The organism is Rheinheimera sp. ATLC3 (genome assembly GCF_059429535.1).
Window position 1 is genome coordinate 2298855 of the sequence record NZ_CM182103.1, and the last position, 18935, is coordinate 2317789.

At 50.5% G+C, this 18935-nt stretch carries 13 protein-coding genes, 2 tRNA genes and 3 rRNA genes; 8 read left to right on the plus strand and 10 right to left on the minus strand.

The window, feature by feature from the left end:
- Window positions 1-7 precede the first annotated feature (7 nt).
- Both aroE and AC5SV9_RS10625 read left to right on the plus strand, forming a co-directional pair.
- A complete protein-coding gene (aroE, locus tag AC5SV9_RS10620; RefSeq protein WP_475152318.1) occupies window positions 8-823 on the plus strand; it encodes a shikimate dehydrogenase in 816 nt (271 codons plus the stop codon).
- Complete coding sequence (locus AC5SV9_RS10625) at window positions 820-1053, plus strand: DUF1488 family protein (protein WP_475152319.1); 234 nt, start codon at window positions 820-822, stop codon at window positions 1051-1053. The genes aroE and AC5SV9_RS10625 overlap by 4 nt, the downstream gene beginning before the upstream one ends.
- Here the strand turns inward: AC5SV9_RS10625 and AC5SV9_RS10630 are convergent.
- Entirely contained in the window at window positions 1050-1583 is a 534-nt protein-coding gene (locus AC5SV9_RS10630) for a gamma carbonic anhydrase family protein (RefSeq protein ID WP_475152321.1), read from the minus strand. The two genes, AC5SV9_RS10625 and AC5SV9_RS10630, sit on opposite strands and share 4 nt — an antisense overlap.
- 534 nt (window positions 1584-2117) lie before the next feature.
- Between AC5SV9_RS10630 and AC5SV9_RS10635 the strand changes: the two genes are divergently transcribed.
- From AC5SV9_RS10635 to rrf, 5 genes are all read left to right on the plus strand, one after another.
- Window positions 2118-3654: ribosomal RNA gene (locus tag AC5SV9_RS10635) — 16S ribosomal RNA — on the plus strand.
- 72 nt (window positions 3655-3726) lie between these two features.
- Window positions 3727-3803 (plus strand) — tRNA-Ile (locus AC5SV9_RS10640).
- 91 nt (window positions 3804-3894) lie between these two features.
- A tRNA-Ala gene (locus AC5SV9_RS10645) sits at window positions 3895-3970 on the plus strand.
- Window positions 3971-4164: 194 nt separating this feature from the next.
- Window positions 4165-7047, plus strand: a 23S ribosomal RNA gene (locus AC5SV9_RS10650).
- A gap of 93 nt (window positions 7048-7140) precedes the next feature.
- Window positions 7141-7255, plus strand: a 5S ribosomal RNA gene (gene rrf, locus AC5SV9_RS10655).
- The 16S, 23S and 5S rRNA genes sit together here with 2 tRNA genes alongside, the layout of an rRNA operon.
- Window positions 7256-7473: 218 nt before the next feature.
- Here rrf and AC5SV9_RS10660 read toward each other — a convergent pair.
- The 6 genes from AC5SV9_RS10660 to AC5SV9_RS10685 form a co-directional block, all read right to left on the minus strand.
- A complete protein-coding gene (locus AC5SV9_RS10660) occupies window positions 7474-8283 on the minus strand; it encodes a hypothetical protein (RefSeq protein ID WP_475152329.1) in 810 nt (269 codons plus the stop codon).
- A 73-nt stretch (window positions 8284-8356) separates the two neighbouring features.
- Window positions 8357-10441: a tRNA(Met) cytidine acetyltransferase TmcA gene (locus tag AC5SV9_RS10665; protein ID WP_475152331.1), complete on the minus strand. Its 2085-nt coding sequence runs from the start codon at window positions 10439-10441 to the stop codon at window positions 8357-8359.
- A complete protein-coding gene (uvrD, locus tag AC5SV9_RS10670; protein ID WP_475152334.1) occupies window positions 10441-12612 on the minus strand; it encodes a DNA helicase II in 2172 nt (723 codons plus the stop codon). Before uvrD ends, AC5SV9_RS10665 begins: the two co-directional genes overlap by 1 nt.
- A gap of 83 nt (window positions 12613-12695) precedes the next feature.
- Window positions 12696-13946: a multidrug effflux MFS transporter gene (locus tag AC5SV9_RS10675; RefSeq protein ID WP_475152336.1), complete on the minus strand. Its 1251-nt coding sequence runs from the start codon at window positions 13944-13946 to the stop codon at window positions 12696-12698.
- Between the two features lie 166 nt (window positions 13947-14112).
- Window positions 14113-14811, minus strand: a complete 699-nt coding sequence (locus AC5SV9_RS10680) for an HAD-IA family hydrolase (RefSeq protein ID WP_475152338.1) — start codon at window positions 14809-14811, stop codon at window positions 14113-14115.
- 6 nt (window positions 14812-14817) lie between these two features.
- On the minus strand, window positions 14818-15732 hold the full coding sequence (locus AC5SV9_RS10685) for a LysR family transcriptional regulator (protein WP_475152341.1): 915 nt from the start codon (window positions 15730-15732) through the stop codon (window positions 14818-14820).
- A 160-nt stretch (window positions 15733-15892) separates the two neighbouring features.
- Here AC5SV9_RS10685 and AC5SV9_RS10690 point away from each other — a divergent pair, with 160 nt between their 5' ends.
- Window positions 15893-16339 carry a DoxX family protein gene (locus AC5SV9_RS10690; protein WP_475152342.1) on the plus strand — a complete coding sequence of 149 codons (447 nt, stop codon included), beginning with the start codon at window positions 15893-15895 and terminating at the stop codon, window positions 16337-16339.
- A 189-nt stretch (window positions 16340-16528) separates the two neighbouring features.
- On the opposite strand, the gene xerC is transcribed toward AC5SV9_RS10690, so the two are convergent.
- The 3 genes from xerC to dapF are packed head-to-tail and all read right to left on the minus strand — an operon-like array spanning window position 16529 to window position 18934.
- On the minus strand, window positions 16529-17464 hold the full coding sequence (gene xerC, locus AC5SV9_RS10695; RefSeq protein WP_475152345.1) for a tyrosine recombinase XerC: 936 nt from the start codon (window positions 17462-17464) through the stop codon (window positions 16529-16531).
- The gene (locus AC5SV9_RS10700) at window positions 17454-18107 is read right to left on the minus strand and encodes a DUF484 family protein (RefSeq protein ID WP_475152347.1); all 654 of its coding nucleotides are present in this window, start codon (window positions 18105-18107) and stop codon (window positions 17454-17456) included. Before AC5SV9_RS10700 ends, xerC begins: the two co-directional genes overlap by 11 nt.
- Window positions 18104-18934, minus strand: coding sequence for a diaminopimelate epimerase (gene dapF / locus AC5SV9_RS10705; RefSeq protein ID WP_230819661.1), 831 nt, complete (start codon window positions 18932-18934; stop codon window positions 18104-18106). The genes AC5SV9_RS10700 and dapF overlap by 4 nt, the downstream gene beginning before the upstream one ends.
- Between the last annotated feature and the right edge of the window lies 1 nt (window position 18935).

Genomic DNA, 18935 nt, shown 5'->3' on the forward strand with positions numbered 1-18935 from the left:
ATGTTCTGTGGATCGCTATGCTGTGTTCGGTAACCCGATAAATCATTCTAAGTCACCGTTTATTCATCGGCTGTTTGCTGCATCACTGGGTGAGCAGCTCGAATACGACGCCATTTTAGCACCGGTTGATGGCTTTGCCGACTGCTGGCAGCAGTTTGTTGCCGCTGGTGGCCGGGGCGGCAATGTTACCGTGCCCTTTAAAGAGCAAGCTTATCTGATGGCAGAAAGGCTATCAGTCCGGGCAAGACAAGCTGGTGCGGTAAATACACTTTATATAGATAGCGAAGGTAAATTGGCCGGTGATAATACTGATGGCGTTGGGCTGATCGCGGATTTGCAAAGGCTAGGTGTTGATCTGGCTGGCACCACGGTATTGCTGCTGGGGGCGGGTGGTGCCAGTCGTGGAGCAATAGGGCCGTTACTCGATACAGGTGTTGCAAAGTTGGTATTGGCAAACCGCACTGTCAGTAAAGCAGAAGCGATAGCAATTAATTTTGATCACAGAGTAGCAGTTTCCGGCTACAGCGACATTCCAAGCCAACCTTATCAGATTGTCATTAACGCTACCTCGACCGGCTTAACTGGTGAGCGTCCTGACATTGATGCTAAGCATGTTAAGCAGAGTCTGCTGGCTTACGATATGCTATACGGTGCTCAGCCGACGCCATTTTTGCAGTGGGCACAGCAGCAGGGGGTGCCACAGCAAGCGGATGGATTGGGTATGCTGGTAGCTCAGGCTGCAGAAGCGTTTTATATCTGGCGCGGTAAGCGCCCGAAAATAGATGGAGTATTAACAGCCCTGCAGGAACAATTAACGGCATGAACCAGCAAATCATTTTCAATAACGACTTTGATTATTGTGCGGATAAGCTGGCGGTAAGATTCAGCTGCCTGGTCAGCGGCCTCAAAGTTAACTGCTATATAAAGGTTGGTACAGCGCCGTGTGAAACAGCACTGTACCAAGTAAAGCAAGATGCGTTTATTTGGGAAGATAAGGCAGAGCAAGCCATCGCTGCCGATGAAATCAACAACGATGGCGAGGTCTGGCTTTAGCGCTCCAGCAGATATTCGTTTTTAAGCACAACGTAGTTGGCGGCCGATTCACTAAGAAAGAGGCGCTCCGCCTCTGTTAACAGCCGGGCTTGCTTCGCTGGACTGCCTACATATAAGTAACCACTTTGCAGATGCTTACCCGGCGGTACCAGGCTGCCGGCACCGATAATCACATCGTCTTCTACGACGACATCGTCCATCACAATAGCGCCCATGCCGATAAGAATGCGATTACCCAGTCTGCAGCCATGCAGCATCACTTTATGGCCTACGGTAACATCTTCGCCAATAATAAGTGGCGAGCCTGTTGGCTTTCCTTTACTTGGCCGGGACAAATGCAGCACGCTGCCATCCTGTACATTAGTGCGGGCACCAATGCGGATATAGTTAACATCGCCACGTGCGGCAACCAGTGGCCATATACTGACGTCTTCTGCTAATTCAATATCACCGACTAATACGCTGGAATCATCTACATAAACTCCTTTTGCCAGTTTCGGCGATACACCTTTATAAGCTCTTATTGTCATAATTCCCTCCAATGCTGAGTTATTATGCAGTAAATGTACTAAAAAAGCGCTTTTCGTGCGTTTTTTCTTCGAACGATCATAAAAAGCCAATTTTTCTCACTTAACCGCTTGCGCGTGTTTAAAAACGCCCTATAATGCGCGCCATGCCACGGGGTGCTGCGAAAACACAGTCTCCGAGGGGTTTAGAAAGAAAGTTAAAAATCTTAAAAAAGACGCTTGACAGACTCTCTTAAATCACTAAAATGGCGCCCTCGCTTCACGGTGGTGGTAAACACGGTGAAACGGGATAAAAAGTCTGGTGTGACGATAGGTTTTAAAAAAGAAATATCGTCACGCTTGACTTAAAATCTGGGAAGTGTAACATACGCCTCCCGCTTCTAAGCGAAGCACGCTCTTTAACAATTCGCAATCAATCATCTGTGTGGGCACTTATGATGGATTTCACAAAATGAAATTTATCGGTTGAGTGACTTACATAGAAATATGTTTTAAGTCAGTAAGACTGAGCAGTCCTTTATGGACAGCAAACACTTTTAATTGAAGAGTTTGATCATGGCTCAGATTGAACGCTGGCGGCAGGCCTAACACATGCAAGTCGAGCGAATGAAGGGAGCTTGCTCCTGGATTTAGCGGCGGACGGGTGAGTAATGTATAGGGAGCTGCCCGATAGAGGGGGATACCAGTTGGAAACGACTGTTAATACCGCATAATGTCTACGGACCAAAGTGTGGGACCTTCGGGCCACATGCTATCGGATGCACCTATATGGGATTAGCTAGTTGGTGGGGTAATGGCTCACCAAGGCGACGATCCCTAGCTGGTTTGAGAGGATGATCAGCCACACTGGAACTGAGACACGGTCCAGACTCCTACGGGAGGCAGCAGTGGGGAATATTGGACAATGGGCGCAAGCCTGATCCAGCCATGCCGCGTGTGTGAAGAAGGCCTTCGGGTTGTAAAGCACTTTCAGCGAGGAGGAAGGGTGTTGTGTTAATAGCACAGCATTTTGACGTTACTCGCAGAAGAAGCACCGGCTAACTCCGTGCCAGCAGCCGCGGTAATACGGAGGGTGCAAGCGTTAATCGGAATTACTGGGCGTAAAGCGCACGTAGGCGGTGTGTTAAGTTGGATGTGAAAGCCCCGGGCTCAACCTGGGAATTGCATTCAAAACTGGCACGCTAGAGTATGTGAGAGGGGGGTAGAATTCCAAGTGTAGCGGTGAAATGCGTAGAGATTTGGAGGAATACCAGTGGCGAAGGCGGCCCCCTGGCACAATACTGACGCTCAGGTGCGAAAGCGTGGGGAGCAAACAGGATTAGATACCCTGGTAGTCCACGCCGTAAACGATGTCTACTAGCTGTTCGTGGTCTTGTACTGTGAGTAGCGCAGCTAACGCACTAAGTAGACCGCCTGGGGAGTACGGTCGCAAGATTAAAACTCAAATGAATTGACGGGGGCCCGCACAAGCGGTGGAGCATGTGGTTTAATTCGACGCAACGCGAAGAACCTTACCTACTCTTGACATCTAGCGAAGATTGCAGAGATGCAGTTGTGCCTTCGGGAACGCTAAGACAGGTGCTGCATGGCTGTCGTCAGCTCGTGTTGTGAAATGTTGGGTTAAGTCCCGCAACGAGCGCAACCCTTATCCTTAGTTGCCAGCACGTAATGGTGGGAACTCTAGGGAGACTGCCGGTGATAAACCGGAGGAAGGTGGGGACGACGTCAAGTCATCATGGCCCTTACGAGTAGGGCTACACACGTGCTACAATGGTACGTACAGAGGGAGGCAAGCTGGCGACAGTGAGCGGATCTCTTAAAGCGTATCGTAGTCCGGATTGGAGTCTGCAACTCGACTCCATGAAGTCGGAATCGCTAGTAATCGCAAATCAGAATGTTGCGGTGAATACGTTCCCGGGCCTTGTACACACCGCCCGTCACACCATGGGAGTGGGTTGCAAAAGAAGTAGGTAGCTTAACCTTCGGGAGGGCGCTTACCACTTTGTGATTCATGACTGGGGTGAAGTCGTAACAAGGTAACCGTAGGGGAACCTGCGGTTGGATCACCTCCTTACCTAAAGTGACATGAAGTTATAAGTGTTCACACAGATGATTGATTGCATGAGATAGAGCACACGTACAGATTGGGTCTGTAGCTCAGGTGGTTAGAGCGCACCCCTGATAAGGGTGAGGTCGGTAGTTCGAGTCTACTCAGACCCACCAAATTCCGCGTTATACGGCGTTGCTTCCCTGCTTGCATACCTAAGTATGCTTCACAGGAAAGCGCCTTGTCTAAAGCGAAATTAACTAGATTGGGGTTATAGCTCAGCTGGGAGAGCGCCTGCCTTGCACGCAGGAGGTCAGCGGTTCGATCCCGCTTAACTCCACCATTCCTTTAGTGTGTTGAAATTCAAATGAAACTGTTCTTACGAGAATGATTTGATTTGAGTTTAATCTCAAACTGCTCTTTAACAATTTGGCAAGCTGATAGTAGTAAAAAACAAGCTAAGCAACCTCTCGAACTCAAGCGAGAGAGTGTATAGCAAAGCACACTGTACGATTCAAAAACATTTTTGGGTTGTATGGTTAAGTGACTAAGCGTACACGGTGGATGCCTTGGCAGTCAGAGGCGATGAAGGACGTACTAACCTGCGAAAAGCTGTGGGAAGCCGGTAAGAGGCGTTAGACCCGCAGATGTCCGAATGGGGAAACCCAGTGAGTTTACTCACTATCCTTAACTGAATACATAGGTTAAGGAGGCAAACCGGGAGAACTGAAACATCTAAGTACCCCGAGGAAAAGAAATCAACCGAGATTCCGTTAGTAGCGGCGAGCGAACGCGGAGTAGCCCTTAAGCTGGATTGGTGTTAGTGGAATCATGTGGAAATATGAGCGATACAGGGTGATAGCCCCGTACACGACAATGCCTTTTTAGTGAAAACGAGTAGGACGGGACACGTGGTATCCTGTTTGAACATGGGGGGACCATCCTCCAAGGCTAAATACTCCTGACTGACCGATAGTGAACCAGTACCGTGAGGGAAAGGCGAAAAGAACCCCTGTAAGGGGAGTGAAATAGAACCTGAAACCGTGTACGTACAAGCAGTGGGAGCACCTTCGTGGTGTGACTGCGTACCTTTTGTATAATGGGTCAGCGACTTACATTCTGTAGCGAGGTTAACCGAATAGGGGAGCCGTAGGGAAACCGAGTCTTAACTGGGCGAATAGTTGCAGGGTGTAGACCCGAAACCGGGCGATCTATCCATGAGCAGGTTGAAGGTTGGGTAACACTAACTGGAGGACCGAACCCACATCTGTTGAAAAAGATGGGGATGACTTGTGGATCGGAGTGAAAGGCTAATCAAGCTCGGAGATATCTGGTTCTCCTCGAAAGCTATTTAGGTAGCGCCTCGAGCGAATACCATTGGGGGTAGAGCACTGTTTGGGCTAGGGGGTCATCCCGACTTACCAACCCCATGCAAACTCCGAATACCAATGAGTACTACTCGGGAGACACACGGCGGGTGCTAACGTCCGTCGTGAAAAGGGAAACAACCCAGACCGCCAGCTAAGGTCCCAAAGTAATGATTAAGTGGAAAACGATGTGGGAAGGCATAGACAGCTAGGAGGTTGGCTTAGAAGCAGCCACCCTTTAAAGAAAGCGTAATAGCTCACTAGTCGAGTCGGCCTGCGCGGAAGATGTAACGGGGCTAAATCATTCACCGAAGCTGCGGACTTGTGCTTGCACAAGTGGTAGAGGAGCGTTCTGTAAGCCTGTGAAGGTGACCCGGGAGGGTTGCTGGAGGTATCAGAAGTGCGAATGCTGACATGAGTAACGATAAGGGGAGTGAAAAACTTCCCCGCCGAAAGACCAAGGGTTCCTATCCCATGCTAATCAGGGTAGGGTGAGTCGGCCCCTAAGGCGAGGCTGAAAGGCGTAGTCGATGGGAAACGGGTTAATATTCCCGTACCGGCCAATACTGCGATGGGGGGACGGAGAAAGCTAGGCAAGCGCGGCGTTGGTAGTCCGCGTGAAAGTATGTAGGTTGAGCGTTTAGGAAAATCCGGATGCTTAAGACTGAGATACGAGACGAGTCACCACGGTGACGAAGTTGCTAACGCTATGCTTCCAGGAAAAGCCTCTAAGCTTCAGGTATTGGTGACCGTACCCTAAACCGACACAGGTGGTCAGGTAGAGCATACCAAGGCGCTTGAGAGAACTCGGCTGAAGGAACTAGGCAAAATAGTACCGTAACTTCGGGAGAAGGTACGCTCTTTGCTGTGAAGGACTTGCTCCGTAAGCAGTGAAGAGTCGCAGTGACCAGCTGGCTGCAACTGTTTATTAAAAACACAGCACTCTGCAAACTCGTAAGAGGACGTATAGGGTGTGACACCTGCCCGGTGCCGGAAGGTTAATTGATGGGGTTAGCGCAAGCGAAGCTCTTGATCGAAGCCCCGGTAAACGGCGGCCGTAACTATAACGGTCCTAAGGTAGCGAAATTCCTTGTCGGGTAAGTTCCGACCTGCACGAATGGTGTAATGATGGCCAGGCTGTCTCCAGCCGAGACTCAGTGAAATTGAAATTGCGGTGAAGATGCCGTATACCCGCGGCTAGACGGAAAGACCCCGTGAACCTTTACTATAGCTTGGCACTGAACATTGACCCTACATGTGTAGGATAGGTGGGAGGCTTTGAAGCGGTAACGCCAGTTATCGTGGAGCCGTCCTTGAAATACCACCCTTGTATGTTTGATGTTCTAACGTAGGTCCCTGAACCGGGATTGCGGACAGTGTCTGGTGGGTAGTTTGACTGGGGCGGTCTCCTCCTAAAGAGTAACGGAGGAGCACGAAGGTTGGCTAAGTACGGTCGGACATCGTACGGTTAGTGTAATGGTAGAAGCCAGCTTAACTGCGAGACAGACACGTCGAGCAGGTACGAAAGTAGGTCATAGTGATCCGGTGGTTCTGTATGGAAGGGCCATCGCTCAACGGATAAAAGGTACTCCGGGGATAACAGGCTGATACCGCCCAAGAGTTCATATCGACGGCGGTGTTTGGCACCTCGATGTCGGCTCATCACATCCTGGGGCTGAAGTCGGTCCCAAGGGTATGGCTGTTCGCCATTTAAAGTGGTACGCGAGCTGGGTTTAGAACGTCGTGAGACAGTTCGGTCCCTATCTGCCGTGGGCGTTGGATGATTGAGTGGAGTTGCTCCTAGTACGAGAGGACCGGAGTGAACGAACCGCTGGTGTTCGGGTTGTCATGCCAATGGCACTGCCCGGTAGCTACGTTCGGAACGGATAACCGCTGAAAGCATCTAAGCGGGAAGCCGGCCACAAGATGAGTCATCCCTCAGACTTTAAGTCTGCTAAAGGGTCGTTGGAGACCACAACGTTGATAGGTGAGGTGTGGAAGCGCTGTGAGGCGTTAAGCTAACTCATACTAATTGCCCGAGAGGCTTAACCATACAACGCCAAAGATGTTTTAGGCTGAAAAGCCAACAGAAATACAGTGTGCATACTACAAGCTTGCTAAGTTAAAGACAGACAAACCGTTTTTGCCTGGTGGCAATAGCGCTGTGGAACCACCTGATCCCATTCCGAACTCAGAAGTGAAACGCAGCTGCGACGATGGTAGTGTAGCATTCGCTATGCGAGAGTAGTTCACCGCCAGGCGCCTCATAAAGCAGAAGGCCTACCTTAACCGGTAGGCCTTTTTGTGTTTGGCGGCCAGAACGTATCGTTCACCGCTGCTCGCCCCGCTGCAGCACAATACTCAACACCCTCAACAACGCGGCGGGTTTTACTGCCGACATAAAACTGCATCGAATGTTACCACCTGCTGGCCGTCCATAAAAAAGCCCGCTATGCGGGCTTATTAGATAAATTGGTGCTTAATTTCGATGTAACGCGCCATGTACATCATAGCGCCAGTCGGCATTTTGCAATGCTCTAATATGAGGTACTGCCTTGTCGGCCGCAATTGCTTTAATAAAATGGCCGTTTTTATCAAGAAATACCAACCACTGTTTGGCCGTTTTGTCGATATCGCCGTCGGCGACAAAAATATGCATGCCGAGATATTGCGACACAGTACTACGCCAACCATGCTGTACTTTAAAAACATAACGGCCCTGATAGTCCGGGTGCAGATGGTTTGCCTGCTGTACTGCATTTAGCTGTTGTTTATCGACTACGTTCACCAGTGCTATTGCATGACTCCGAGCAATAAGCTGCTGAATATCCTGTTGCTCAGCGTTAGATCTTGATTTATTTGCTGTGTTTTTTGCATTGAGCGGTTTTTCTAGCGGCATCGCTAAATCCAGCGTAAATAAAGCCATCTCATAGTTATCAACTAATGTCTGTAAGCCTTTACCGTCATCACAGCTTGCAGGCTTAATTATAGAAGCTGAAATCGTTTTGGTTATACGGCTATCTGCAGCCAGCAACTGTTCAATGTTCTGGCTGTGTATTTTTTGCTGCAACAGTGCCAGCATGCGAGCCTGATCTTTATCTGCAGTAGGTCTTTGCTGCTCGCCCTCAGCAGGCTGTTCTTTGCATAGCTGATAATAGCGTGTCAGCTCGGCAGAATGTAAAGCACTGCTGATCGCTGATTGCAAAGTACGCCTTTCTGAGCCGGAATAGCTGTTTGCCAAAGCCGGAGTGGTTGAGAGCATACTAATAAATGGCAGGAGTATTAACATAATTTATTACCGGAAAAATACTGGCCGCACCTTAGCCTGTGTGAGAAAAAAATGAAAGAAAATACTGGTTTGATCAGCCACGCGGTAAAAAACTGTCACTATTTCGTAATATTTGTGCCAGGTATTGTATTAACGCATTTTTACCGTCGAAACCCTGTCTTATCGTGATATCTGCTATTGGGTAGCGCTGCCACAGCAACGCAGCGAATAATACTTGCTGATTTAAAGGCAAGCCAGATTTGTGCAGGTTAAACCAACGTAGCAGCAGATGCTGAACAAGTTCATAGGGGCGCTGACCAAGGCTAAATAGTCGCAGTTGATCTATCTCTGCTGCTGTTAGCGCTATCAGGTTATCGGGCTCAGCCAGTGATACAGCCAGTTCTGTATCTAACAGCGGGTAAGTCAGTAGGTTCTGATACAGCACGGTCGCAAATTGCTGCTGCAGGAGGTCGACACCCTGCTTGTCGGACTTCACGGCCTGTAACATTAATACTGAATATTCTGAACTGGCTTTATCGGTGCTGCTACCCAGACGAACCGGTTGATAGCCGGCCCGGCGCCAGAAACCAAGTAACTCTGTTGTCAGGCCATAACTTGTGCCCAGGCAAAACACATCGTGCTGTACTGCCAGGTGCCTGATGTGCTGTAACAGCGCCATACCAAAGCCGCGCCGTTGTAATTCAGGTTGCACAGCTATACGCATTATCCGCCATAATCTCTGGCTGGCGGTATCTGGCCGGGCTACATGAAATGCCAGGCTTTGTGCCAGCAAATGGCCTTGTAAGCGGCGTTCAGAACTGTAGATCTGAGCGGCAAGCACTGCAGGGATTTCACCTTCTTTACTTATCAAAGCACATGCCAGCACCTTGCTATCCTGCTGCAGCGTGACGACAGCCAGCTGTGGGTTGTCTAGCAGTGCGGCTAAATCTCTTATCTGGGTTTGATAGTGTGCCAGGCTCAGCAGGCCAAATACCTGTTGTAACAGAGCGGGATGATTAACCCAGTCTGTGTAGACGAAGCACTGAAATTGCGTTGGCCTCTGGTGATCATATTCATTGGCACAAGCTGGCTGCTGCAACAAGAAACAGTTAAAAATCGTTTGCTCTAACGGATCATTCGCCTGGTAGCGCACAGGCTGTTGCATATGCAACTTTCGCCAGTTCGGGCTGTGTTCATTAAGATACTGCTGAAAACGCAGCTGAAAACCGCGACCGGTGCCTTCGTAACCATGCTCGGTAGTGGCAAATACAATACGGCTGAAACGGTGCAGTAATTGTTGTAATACCGGTGTTGGGATAGCCGCAGCTTCGTCTACCAGTAATAAATCGGCTTTTGTGTCACTGCGCAGCAGTGCATCAAATGGCATGAACTGCAATAAATGCTGCCTTTCAGGTGTAGTTAGTTGCCGGAAGTGCTGCAGCGCGGTTTGCGCTGCGTTCGGCGATGGTGCGGTAAGCAGAATGCGCTTTCCAGCTTCTGCCAGCTGCGCTGCCGCGATGCCCAGAGCTGCTGATTTACCCCGGCCACGGTTTGCCGTTAGCACCAGCGGCCTGCGGCGATGCCCGCTAACCACGCGATGTATCGCCGTAACAGCCTGTTGCTGTTCTGTCGTAATATAAGGCTGTTCAGGTTTTTCCCAGGTTGGCAGCTCAGGCCAACTGAGGTGTCGCAGCAGTTGCTGATCGCGTAACAGAATGATGTTCTGCTGTTGTAGCAGCGTAAGCCAGAACGACACAAACTGCCCCTGATGTGAGCTGGCGTCGAGCGGATAGGGTAAAAGGTGCTTATGTGCAGGGTTAGGTTGCTGCTGCCACAGCTCAAAATGTGGACAGAGTAAAAACCACAAGCCTCCGGCTTTTACACAACCGGCTGATGCGGCAACGAGGTCGGCATTAAAACCATCAAAAGCATTGATGACCAGTATATCGCACTCTGTGCCCAATAACTGATACGCCGCTTTTGCAGTAAGGTCGGTAGCCGCTGGCGGTGCATCGGCGCCTAACCAGTAAACCTTGCCTGCTTGTGCTTGAAGTAACGTAGCGGTTTGCGATAACAATGTACTTTTGTCACCCTGCCAGATCACAGGTAATCGGATATGATACTGTGCAGCGCGCTGCTGCCACTGCGCCAGTTGAGCCAGCGGCATCTGTTCAGTCATTAACCAATAGCCTGCAGACGGGCGTAGGCCGTGACCAACCATTTGCTGCCCAAGCCATCAAAGTTGACTTGAATACGTGACTGACTGCCGGTGCCTTCGTAATTCAGTACCGTGCCTTCGCCAAATTTATCATGCAAAACGCGCTGGCCGAGCTTAAAGCCAGTGTTCTCGAAAGCAACATGTGATGCCGCGCTGCCAAAGCGGTTAAACTGGGTGGGCCGGCTAACCTGAGTGGTCAGGCGGATTTCCTCCAGATATTCGGCCGGAATTTCGCGGATAAAACGTGATGGTTTGTGGTATTGCTCCTGGCCATACAGGCGGCGGCTTTCAGCGTGAGTTAAATACAGTTTCTTCATGGCGCGGGTCATACCGACATAACATAAGCGGCGCTCTTCTTCCAGACGCGTCGGGTCGTCGCCGCTTTGCTGGCTGGGGAACATGCCCTCTTCCAGGCCACAGATAAATACCAGCGGAAACTCTAAACCTTTGGCGCTGTGCAGTGTCATCAGTTGCACGGCGTCTGAGTGCTCTTCAGCCTGATATTCACCAGCCTCCAATGCAGCTTGTGACAAAAATGCCGCCAGCGGCGTCATATCTTCGGCGCGGCTTTCGTCGAAGTTCTGACAGGCGGTGATAAGCTCGTTTAAGTTCTCAATGCGCGTTTCGGCTTTTTCACCTTTTTCTGCCTGATACATCGCATACAGGCCGGACTGTTTAATCACGTGCTCTGCTTGTTCGTGCAGCGGCAATTCAGCAACCTGGCTATCCAACTGTTCAATCAGCTGCGTAAAGCTGTCGATGGCTGAGGCAGCGCGGCCGGTAAGCTGTTTTTGTGCCAGCATCTGTTGCAGGCTTTGCCACAGTGTTTGCTGCTGAGCGCGCGCAAACTCGCGCACTTTATTTAGCGTAGTGTCACCGATACCGCGTGCCGGGGTATTAATAACCCGCTCCAGCGCGGCGTCGTCCTGGCGATTACTCAGAATACGCAGGTAGGCCAGCGCGTCTTTAATTTCCTGCCGCTCGTAGAAACGCAAGCCTCCGTAGATACGATAATGCAGGCCTTCCTGAATTAATGCTTCTTCTAATACCCGTGACTGCGCGTTATTGCGGTACAAAATCGCCGTCTCAGATAAGCGATCTCCTTGCTTGTGCCAGTCGCGGATGCGACCAACGATAAAGCGCGCTTCATCCAGTTCATTAAAGGCAGTATATAACGAAATAACCTCGCCCTCGGCGCCGTCCGTCCAAAGATCTTTGCCCAGGCGGTCATTATTGTTGGCAATCACCGCATTGGCTGCTTTGAGGATAGTGGCGGTAGAGCGGTAATTTTGTTCCAGCCGCACTGTTTCTACATCGGGGAAGTCTTTTAAGAAGGTTTGTATGTTCTCTACCCGGGCGCCACGCCAGCCGTAAATAGACTGATCATCGTCACCGACGATCATTACTTTGGCGCTGTTGCCTGCTAATAACCTTAGCCACTGATACTGAATAGCGTTGGTATCCTGAAACTCGTCTACCAGGATATGGCGAAAACGCTGTTGATAATGGCCACGCACTTCGCTGTTTTGCTTTAGCAGCTCGAAGCTGCGCAGCAGGATCTCAGCAAAATCGACTAAACCGGCGCGGTCGCACATGTCCTGATAGGCTGCGTATATTTTTACCATCTGTTGCAGGCTGAAATCGCCAGCGGCATCTATCATGCCTGGCCGCAAGCCATCGTCTTTACGGGCGTTGATAAACCATTGTATTTGCTTCGGTGGCCAGTGCTTTTCGTCCAGATTAAGTGCTTTCAGCACCCGTTTTACCAGTCGGTACTGATCATCACTGTCAATGATCTGAAACCCTTGCGGTAAACCGGCTTCCTGATAATGTGCGCGCAGCATACGGTGTGACAAACCGTGGAAGGTACCCATCCATAAGTTATTCAGGCTAACACCTATGGTGCTCTCAATACGGCCGCGCATTTCCTGTGAGGCTTTGTTGGTAAAGGTGACCGCCAACAGGCTGTATGGTGCGACGCGCTCTACCTGCATCAACCAGGCTAAACGATGCACCAGCACGCGGGTTTTACCACTGCCGGCACCGGCAAGTACCAGCATATGTTGCGGTGGTGCGGCTACCGCATCGCGTTGTTTATCGTTCAGCCCGTCCAGCAGGTAAGATACATCCATCAGAAAGTCTCGCTAAGCACAATGCCGGCCATTATAACAGCCCGGTCGTGAAGGCCAAGCTTAGTTAGTGGATATATAACCAGTTAGTTGTGCTCTGCCGTATGCTGTTGTTGCACTGGCTGCTTTAGCTTGTATGTATTCGCGAACGTGAGAATGGCCATACTGATGCAGGCAAAAATAAAGAAACCTGCAGTTACCGGAATAAGGGTGCCGTTATACATCTGGCCTATTATGGTGCCGATAAACATCGACATTACGGACGACGTTGAACCGATAATCGCAGCTGCTATACCTGCGACATGGCCCATAGGTTCCATCGCCATGGCGTTGATATTGCCAAACACCAGGCCAAAACAGAAAAACAGTACTGCCGCGTAGAGTAAGAACATCCACAGCTGAATTTCCACGCTTAAATGCAACACTAAAAACAGTGCTGAGCTGGCAATAATGCCCCAGACAGCACTGCCGGATAAACGCTGCATGCCCCATTTCTGCACTAAACGTGAGTTCACCAGTGACGCTGCGCCAAACACTATCGCCAGAAGGCCAAAGTACAGGGTAAACAGCTCGCCTGTTTTAAATAAATCCTGGAAGATTTGTTGCGACGAATTCAGATAGCCTATAAAACTGCCAAAAAACAGGCCCATGCAGATCATGTAGCATACTGTCGGTATATTGCTGATGACTTCTTTAAAGCCCTCAGCAAAGCCTTTTTGGCTCATTGGGATCCGGTGTGTTTCGGGCAAGGTTTCTTCTAACCGACAGAAGATCCAAAGCACTATTAACAGCGCATAGAACACATACAGCAGGAAAATATCACGCCATGAGCCAACCCATAACACGGCTTGCCCAAGGCTGGGCGCTAATGCCGGTACCATGACGAAAATCATCATCACCAGCGACATAATGCGTGCCATATCATTGCCGGAGTATTTATCCCGCACTATGGAAATGGCCGACACATAAGGGCCAGAAACGCCTAAACCCTGAATAAAACGGCCTAACAGTAAGGTGTTGATATCTTTTGAAAAATAACAAACTGCCGTGCCAACCAAAAACAGAGCTATACCACCGTTCAGCACTTTTTTACGGCCGGTAGCATCGGACAAAGGGCCGCAGATCAGCTGGCCGACTGCCATACCAAAAAATAATGCACTGACCACCAACTGCGCCTGATTCGGATTACTCAGCACGATATCAGCACGAATAGCATCCAGTGCCGGCAATAATGCATCAATAGAAATCGCCACAATGGACATCATCAGCGCGACCAGCAAGGTAAATTCACCGGTAGAGATACGCGATTGTGGCGCATGGGTAGAATAATCAGACATTCAGGCTTTCCTTGTGTAAACCGTTCCGTAGCAGGCGAAGTCTGGCGCTGTTTTCAGGCCAGAGCTGGCGGGTACTATAAACAATTTTAACGTTAGTCGATTGGCATTGCGGCAAATCGACAGTGACAGTGGATGCTGTGCAGTGAAATATATCAGGCGTGTTTAGCTATAACAGGCCGGATAAGTCTTTAATATCAGTCAGCCTGATATGTGGCAAAACTGAAACCGGGCTTTGATAATGATCCAGCCAGGCCGCCTGACAGCCGGCGTTTAGTGCACCCATCACATCAGCACGGTGGCTGTCGCCAATATGCAGAATGTCAGCAGGTGATACCTGTAGCCGCGTTACGGCAGCATGAAAAAGGTCGGAATAGGGCTTCATTTTACCATCTGGCCCGGCTTGTAAGCTAAACTCGAACAGTTCTCCGATGCCCATTTTATCAATACAGGCATTGCCGTTGGTAATGGCTATCAGCCGATAACGGCTGGCCAGAGCCTGAAGTAGTCTTATCACATCATCTGTTAACGTAATTCGGGTACGCTCATGCAAAAACGCTGCATAGCCTTTTTCTGCCATAACCCTGGCATCAGCGCGGTTTATCCCCAGTTCAATCAGGCCGGACTCTATACCCAGCAAGCGCCAGCGGCCAATATCATGCCGTATTTCTGGCTCAACGTGTGCCAGTTTTACCCGTTGTTGCCACCAAAAGTGGCTGTCGGTGGCCTGACTTGCCGGCGTAAGCTCCGCCAGTGCTTCCAGCATTGCCTGCTCTGCTGCTTCAATAACGGGTTTGTTATCGTATAGCGTATCGTCTAAGTCAAACGATAACACTTTAAACGGCTGCAACGCTTTATATACCTGCATAAATGCTTACCATGTTGAAGGTTGAAATACCCGGGGCCAGTTTACCGCCGTTAATTGCTGGGCGAACCAGCTCAGTGCCTGACCCTGGCTTTGTTTGTGCCAGGCCAGGTAAAGTGGCAGCTTATCACGGGGAATACTGCTGGCTTTGGCAATCAGTTCACCGCGTGCCAGTTCATTACTGATCAGGTGGCGTGGCAGAAAGCCAATACCCAACCCCTGTTTCTGTGCTGCAATTTTAGCCTGCATATTATCGACAATAACACGCTGGCGTGTATCGAATAAACCTGATGAGCGCTTTGGTGCATCGATTGCCGAATCGGCAACAATAACAGCAGTGTGTTGCTGCACGTCTTCCTGCGTCACTATTCTGTCCAGTGCCGCCAGCTGATGATGCGGTGCAACCGCAAACACAAACTCTACCTCGCCCATAGGTAATACGGTGAACTGACCTTTAGCGAAGTCGCCGGACAGCCCGACAGCAATATCAGCCCGGCCGGTTTGCAGCGCTTCCCAGCCGCCCGCCATTACCTCTTCGGTCATCCGCACCTGGGTAATTTTACCCAGCTGCAAAAACTGCGTGATGACATTCAGCACCGGTGTATTGGGCACTATGCTGTCTTTGGCAATAACCAGTTGGGTTTCCCAACCTGTATCCAGCTGTTTCACGGCATTCTGCAGCTGGTTGGCCGCGTGCAGTAAAGCCCGGCCCTGATCCAGCAACAATTGCCCGGCAGGGGTCAGCTGAGCTTTTTGTTTACTGCGGTCAAACAATGCCACGTCCAGATCGGCTTCCAGTTTAGCTATGGTGTAACTTAGTGCAGAAGGCACTTTATACAAAGCTTCAGCAGCGGCCGCAAAGCTGCCTTTGCGGTCAATGGCATCCAGTGCCCGTAAGGCATCTAAACTCAAAGCGTTATGCATAATTCACCTATCTGATATTGATTTCAAAAATTTTGAATAGTGTAGTCAAAACATTGCGTTTTTACAGCACAAATTAACCCGCTATAGTTACTCCATCGACGGTCAGTTTGCTGTCGAACGGCAGTAAACTTAACTTTAAACAATTTGACAGGTGATTATTATGGCAACTTCATTCGTACAGAAAATTTTAACCTCAAATGCTGGTGTTGCAGCGTTGGCTCTGCGGGTACCAGTGGGCATTATCTTTGCTGCACACGGTGCACAAAAACTGTTTGGCTGGTTTGGCGGTTACGGCCTGGAAGGTACCGGTGGCTGGATGGACAGCATTGGTTTGTCACCAGGTATCGTGATGGCGTTTTTAGCCGGTGCGGCTGAGTTCTTTGGCGGTATCGCGCTGATCCTGGGCCTGTTAACCCGCCCGGCGGCGCTGAGCCTGGCAATTGCAATGGTAGTGGCTATTTTCTCAGTGCATATCCAAAACGGTTTGTTTATGGCTAATAACGGCTATGAGTTTGGCTTGGCTCTGCTGGCTGCCAGTGTGTCACTGCTGTTTAGCGGTGCAGGCAAAGCGTCAATAGACAGCTTACTGGCAAAGCGTTTTAACTAAAGTGAATGAGTGAATCAAACGCCCGGCTTGCCGGGCGTTTTCTTTATCTGTTAATCAGTACAGGTGAAACAGCCTTGCCCTAAGCCGACCGTTGAAGCCCAGGACGGGCGGAAACGGGCCTACAGGGACGTATTTACGGCGTGTCGGTGTGGGCAAGACTGTTTTGCTACAACGGCTAAATATTTATTGTTAATCAGAGCGCTTCTTCGCCCTTGGGTGAGCGTTATCGTACACCTTGGCTAAATGGGCAAAATCCAGATGGGTGTAAACCTGAGTGGTGCTCAGGTTGGCATGGCCTAACAGTTCTTGCACAGCGCGTAAATCCTGGCTGGATTCGAGCATATGGCTGGCGAATGAGTGGCGCAGCATGTGCGGGTGTACGTGTTGGTTCAGGCCTTGCTGTTTGGCCCACAGCTGCACCCGCTCGCGCACATGGCGGGTACTGATGCGCTTGTGCTGCTTGCTGAGAAACAGCGCCTGTTGATCAGCTTCACTCAGATTAGCGGTAAAGGCCGGCCGTTGTGCCAGCCAGGCTTTCACTGCGGCCAGTGCAATTTTCCCCACCGGCACTATACGTTGCTTGCTGCCTTTACCTGTTACCCTTAGCAATTGCTGTTTCCAGTCGATATCGCTGATGTTGGCGTTTACCAACTCTTCAAGTCGCAAGCCTGATGAGTAAAACAGTTCGAGTATAGCCTTATCGCGACAGGCCAGAATATCGTCCTGGCTGTCAAAACTCAGCAGATGTTGAAGCTGATCGACATTAAGGTTTTTCGGCAGGCTGCGCCCGGCCTTGGGAACGGTCAGATACTGCGCCGGGTTATCACTACGCAACCCCTGCGCCTGTAAGTAACGATAGAAACTGCGCAGCGCTGCTACTTTCAGTGCAATAGTGCGTGGCTTAGCCCCGCTGCGACGCAGGCCGATAATATACTGTTTTAACTGCGTTTCGCTAAGGTTCAGCCAGTGCGTGGCGTTATCGTCGATGCCCAGTGCCAGTTGTTGTAACTGCCGCTGGTAGCTGTCCAGTGTTTTCGGGCTGTAGCCACGTTCAAACTGCAGGTAGCTGAGGAATGCCTGCAATGGCTGCTGCCATTGCAGTGATAGCGTGATGTCAGGCTGCATAACCCGGTAACAACTGCGCCAGAATAGTTGCCAGATGGCTGATAAATAACTTGTCCATTGATGGCTGGAAGTGGTCGTCCTGTTCGCTGCCAAATGCCAGCAGTGCCAGTGGTTGCTCCTCGTTGCTGATCAGGATCAGCGCGACTGAATGTATTTGTGGTGGGAACAAGCCTTGTTGCTCTTCTTTGTTCAGCCGGCCAAGATAAATGCCTTGCTCGTTTAGCCGTCGTGACAACAACAGCTGAAACTCGCTGGCACTGTGGTGTTCGTTAAAGCACAGCAACCTGCATTGCTGAACCTGCGGCATAGCGGCAGTAAATTGCTGCAGGCTGTGCTCGGCCTGTTGCAGGTTTCCGGCCTGATACAGCTGAGCCTGTAACTGGTTAAACGCCAGAAACAGTTGTTCATTTTGTCTGGCCACAGACATCAGTCGGGTGATGTCATCTTCGAGGGCGACAATTTTCTCACGCTGCATTTCCAACTGACGCTCTACCAGCGAGACGCTGCCGCGCTGTTGATGCGGCAATCGCAGGCTGGCCAGCAGCTGCGGGTACTGCTGAAAAAACTCCGGGTGATCCTGCAGGTAGTCATACACCACGTGAGCGGCGAGCAGGTCTTTTTCCTTGATCAGGCTATCTGTCATAGCGATATTTGTCCGTCATATACATGTTCTGCCGGCCCCGTCATTTTCAGCGGTTGGCCTGGCCCGTTCCAGCGAATAAGCAGGCTGCCACCGGGTAAATCTACCCGCACCTGTTGCTGCAGTTTTTTTTGTAACTGGCCTACAACTACCGCAGCGCAAGCGCCGGTGCCACAGGCCTGGGTTTCGCCGGCGCCGCGTTCCCATACCCGCAGCTTGATATGGCCCGGGTTCAGCACCTGCATAAAGCCGATGTTGGCGCGTTCCGGAAAGCGTTCATGCAGCTCAAACAAAGGCCCCTGTACGGTGACCGGCGCTGTTAGCAGATCATCCACTTCGACCACGGCATGCGGGTTACCCATAGACACCACACCGCACAGTATAGTGTGTTCTTCGGCGCGCAGAATGTAGGTAATTTCCTGCTTCTGCGCTTTAAACGGCACCCGGGCAGGGTCGAGCTGTGGTACACCCATATTGACGGTAACCTGGCCGTCGGGTTCGACGTACAACACAATTTTACCGGATTTGGTGCTGACGCCGATTTTATGTTTGTTGGTTAAACCGCGGGCACGAACAAACTTGGCAAAACAGCGTGCGCCGTTGCCACATTGTTCTACTTCCGAGCCATCGGCATTAAAAATACGGTAGTGGAAATCCAGCTCCGGATCATAAGGCGGCTCTACCATCAGTAGCTGGTCGAAACCAATGCCGGTATGACGGTCAGCCAGCGCCTTAATCTGCTCTCTGGTCAGAAACACATTCTGGCTGACGGCATCGACCATCATAAAGTCGTTACCCAGGCCGTGCATTTTAGAAAAATGTAACAACATC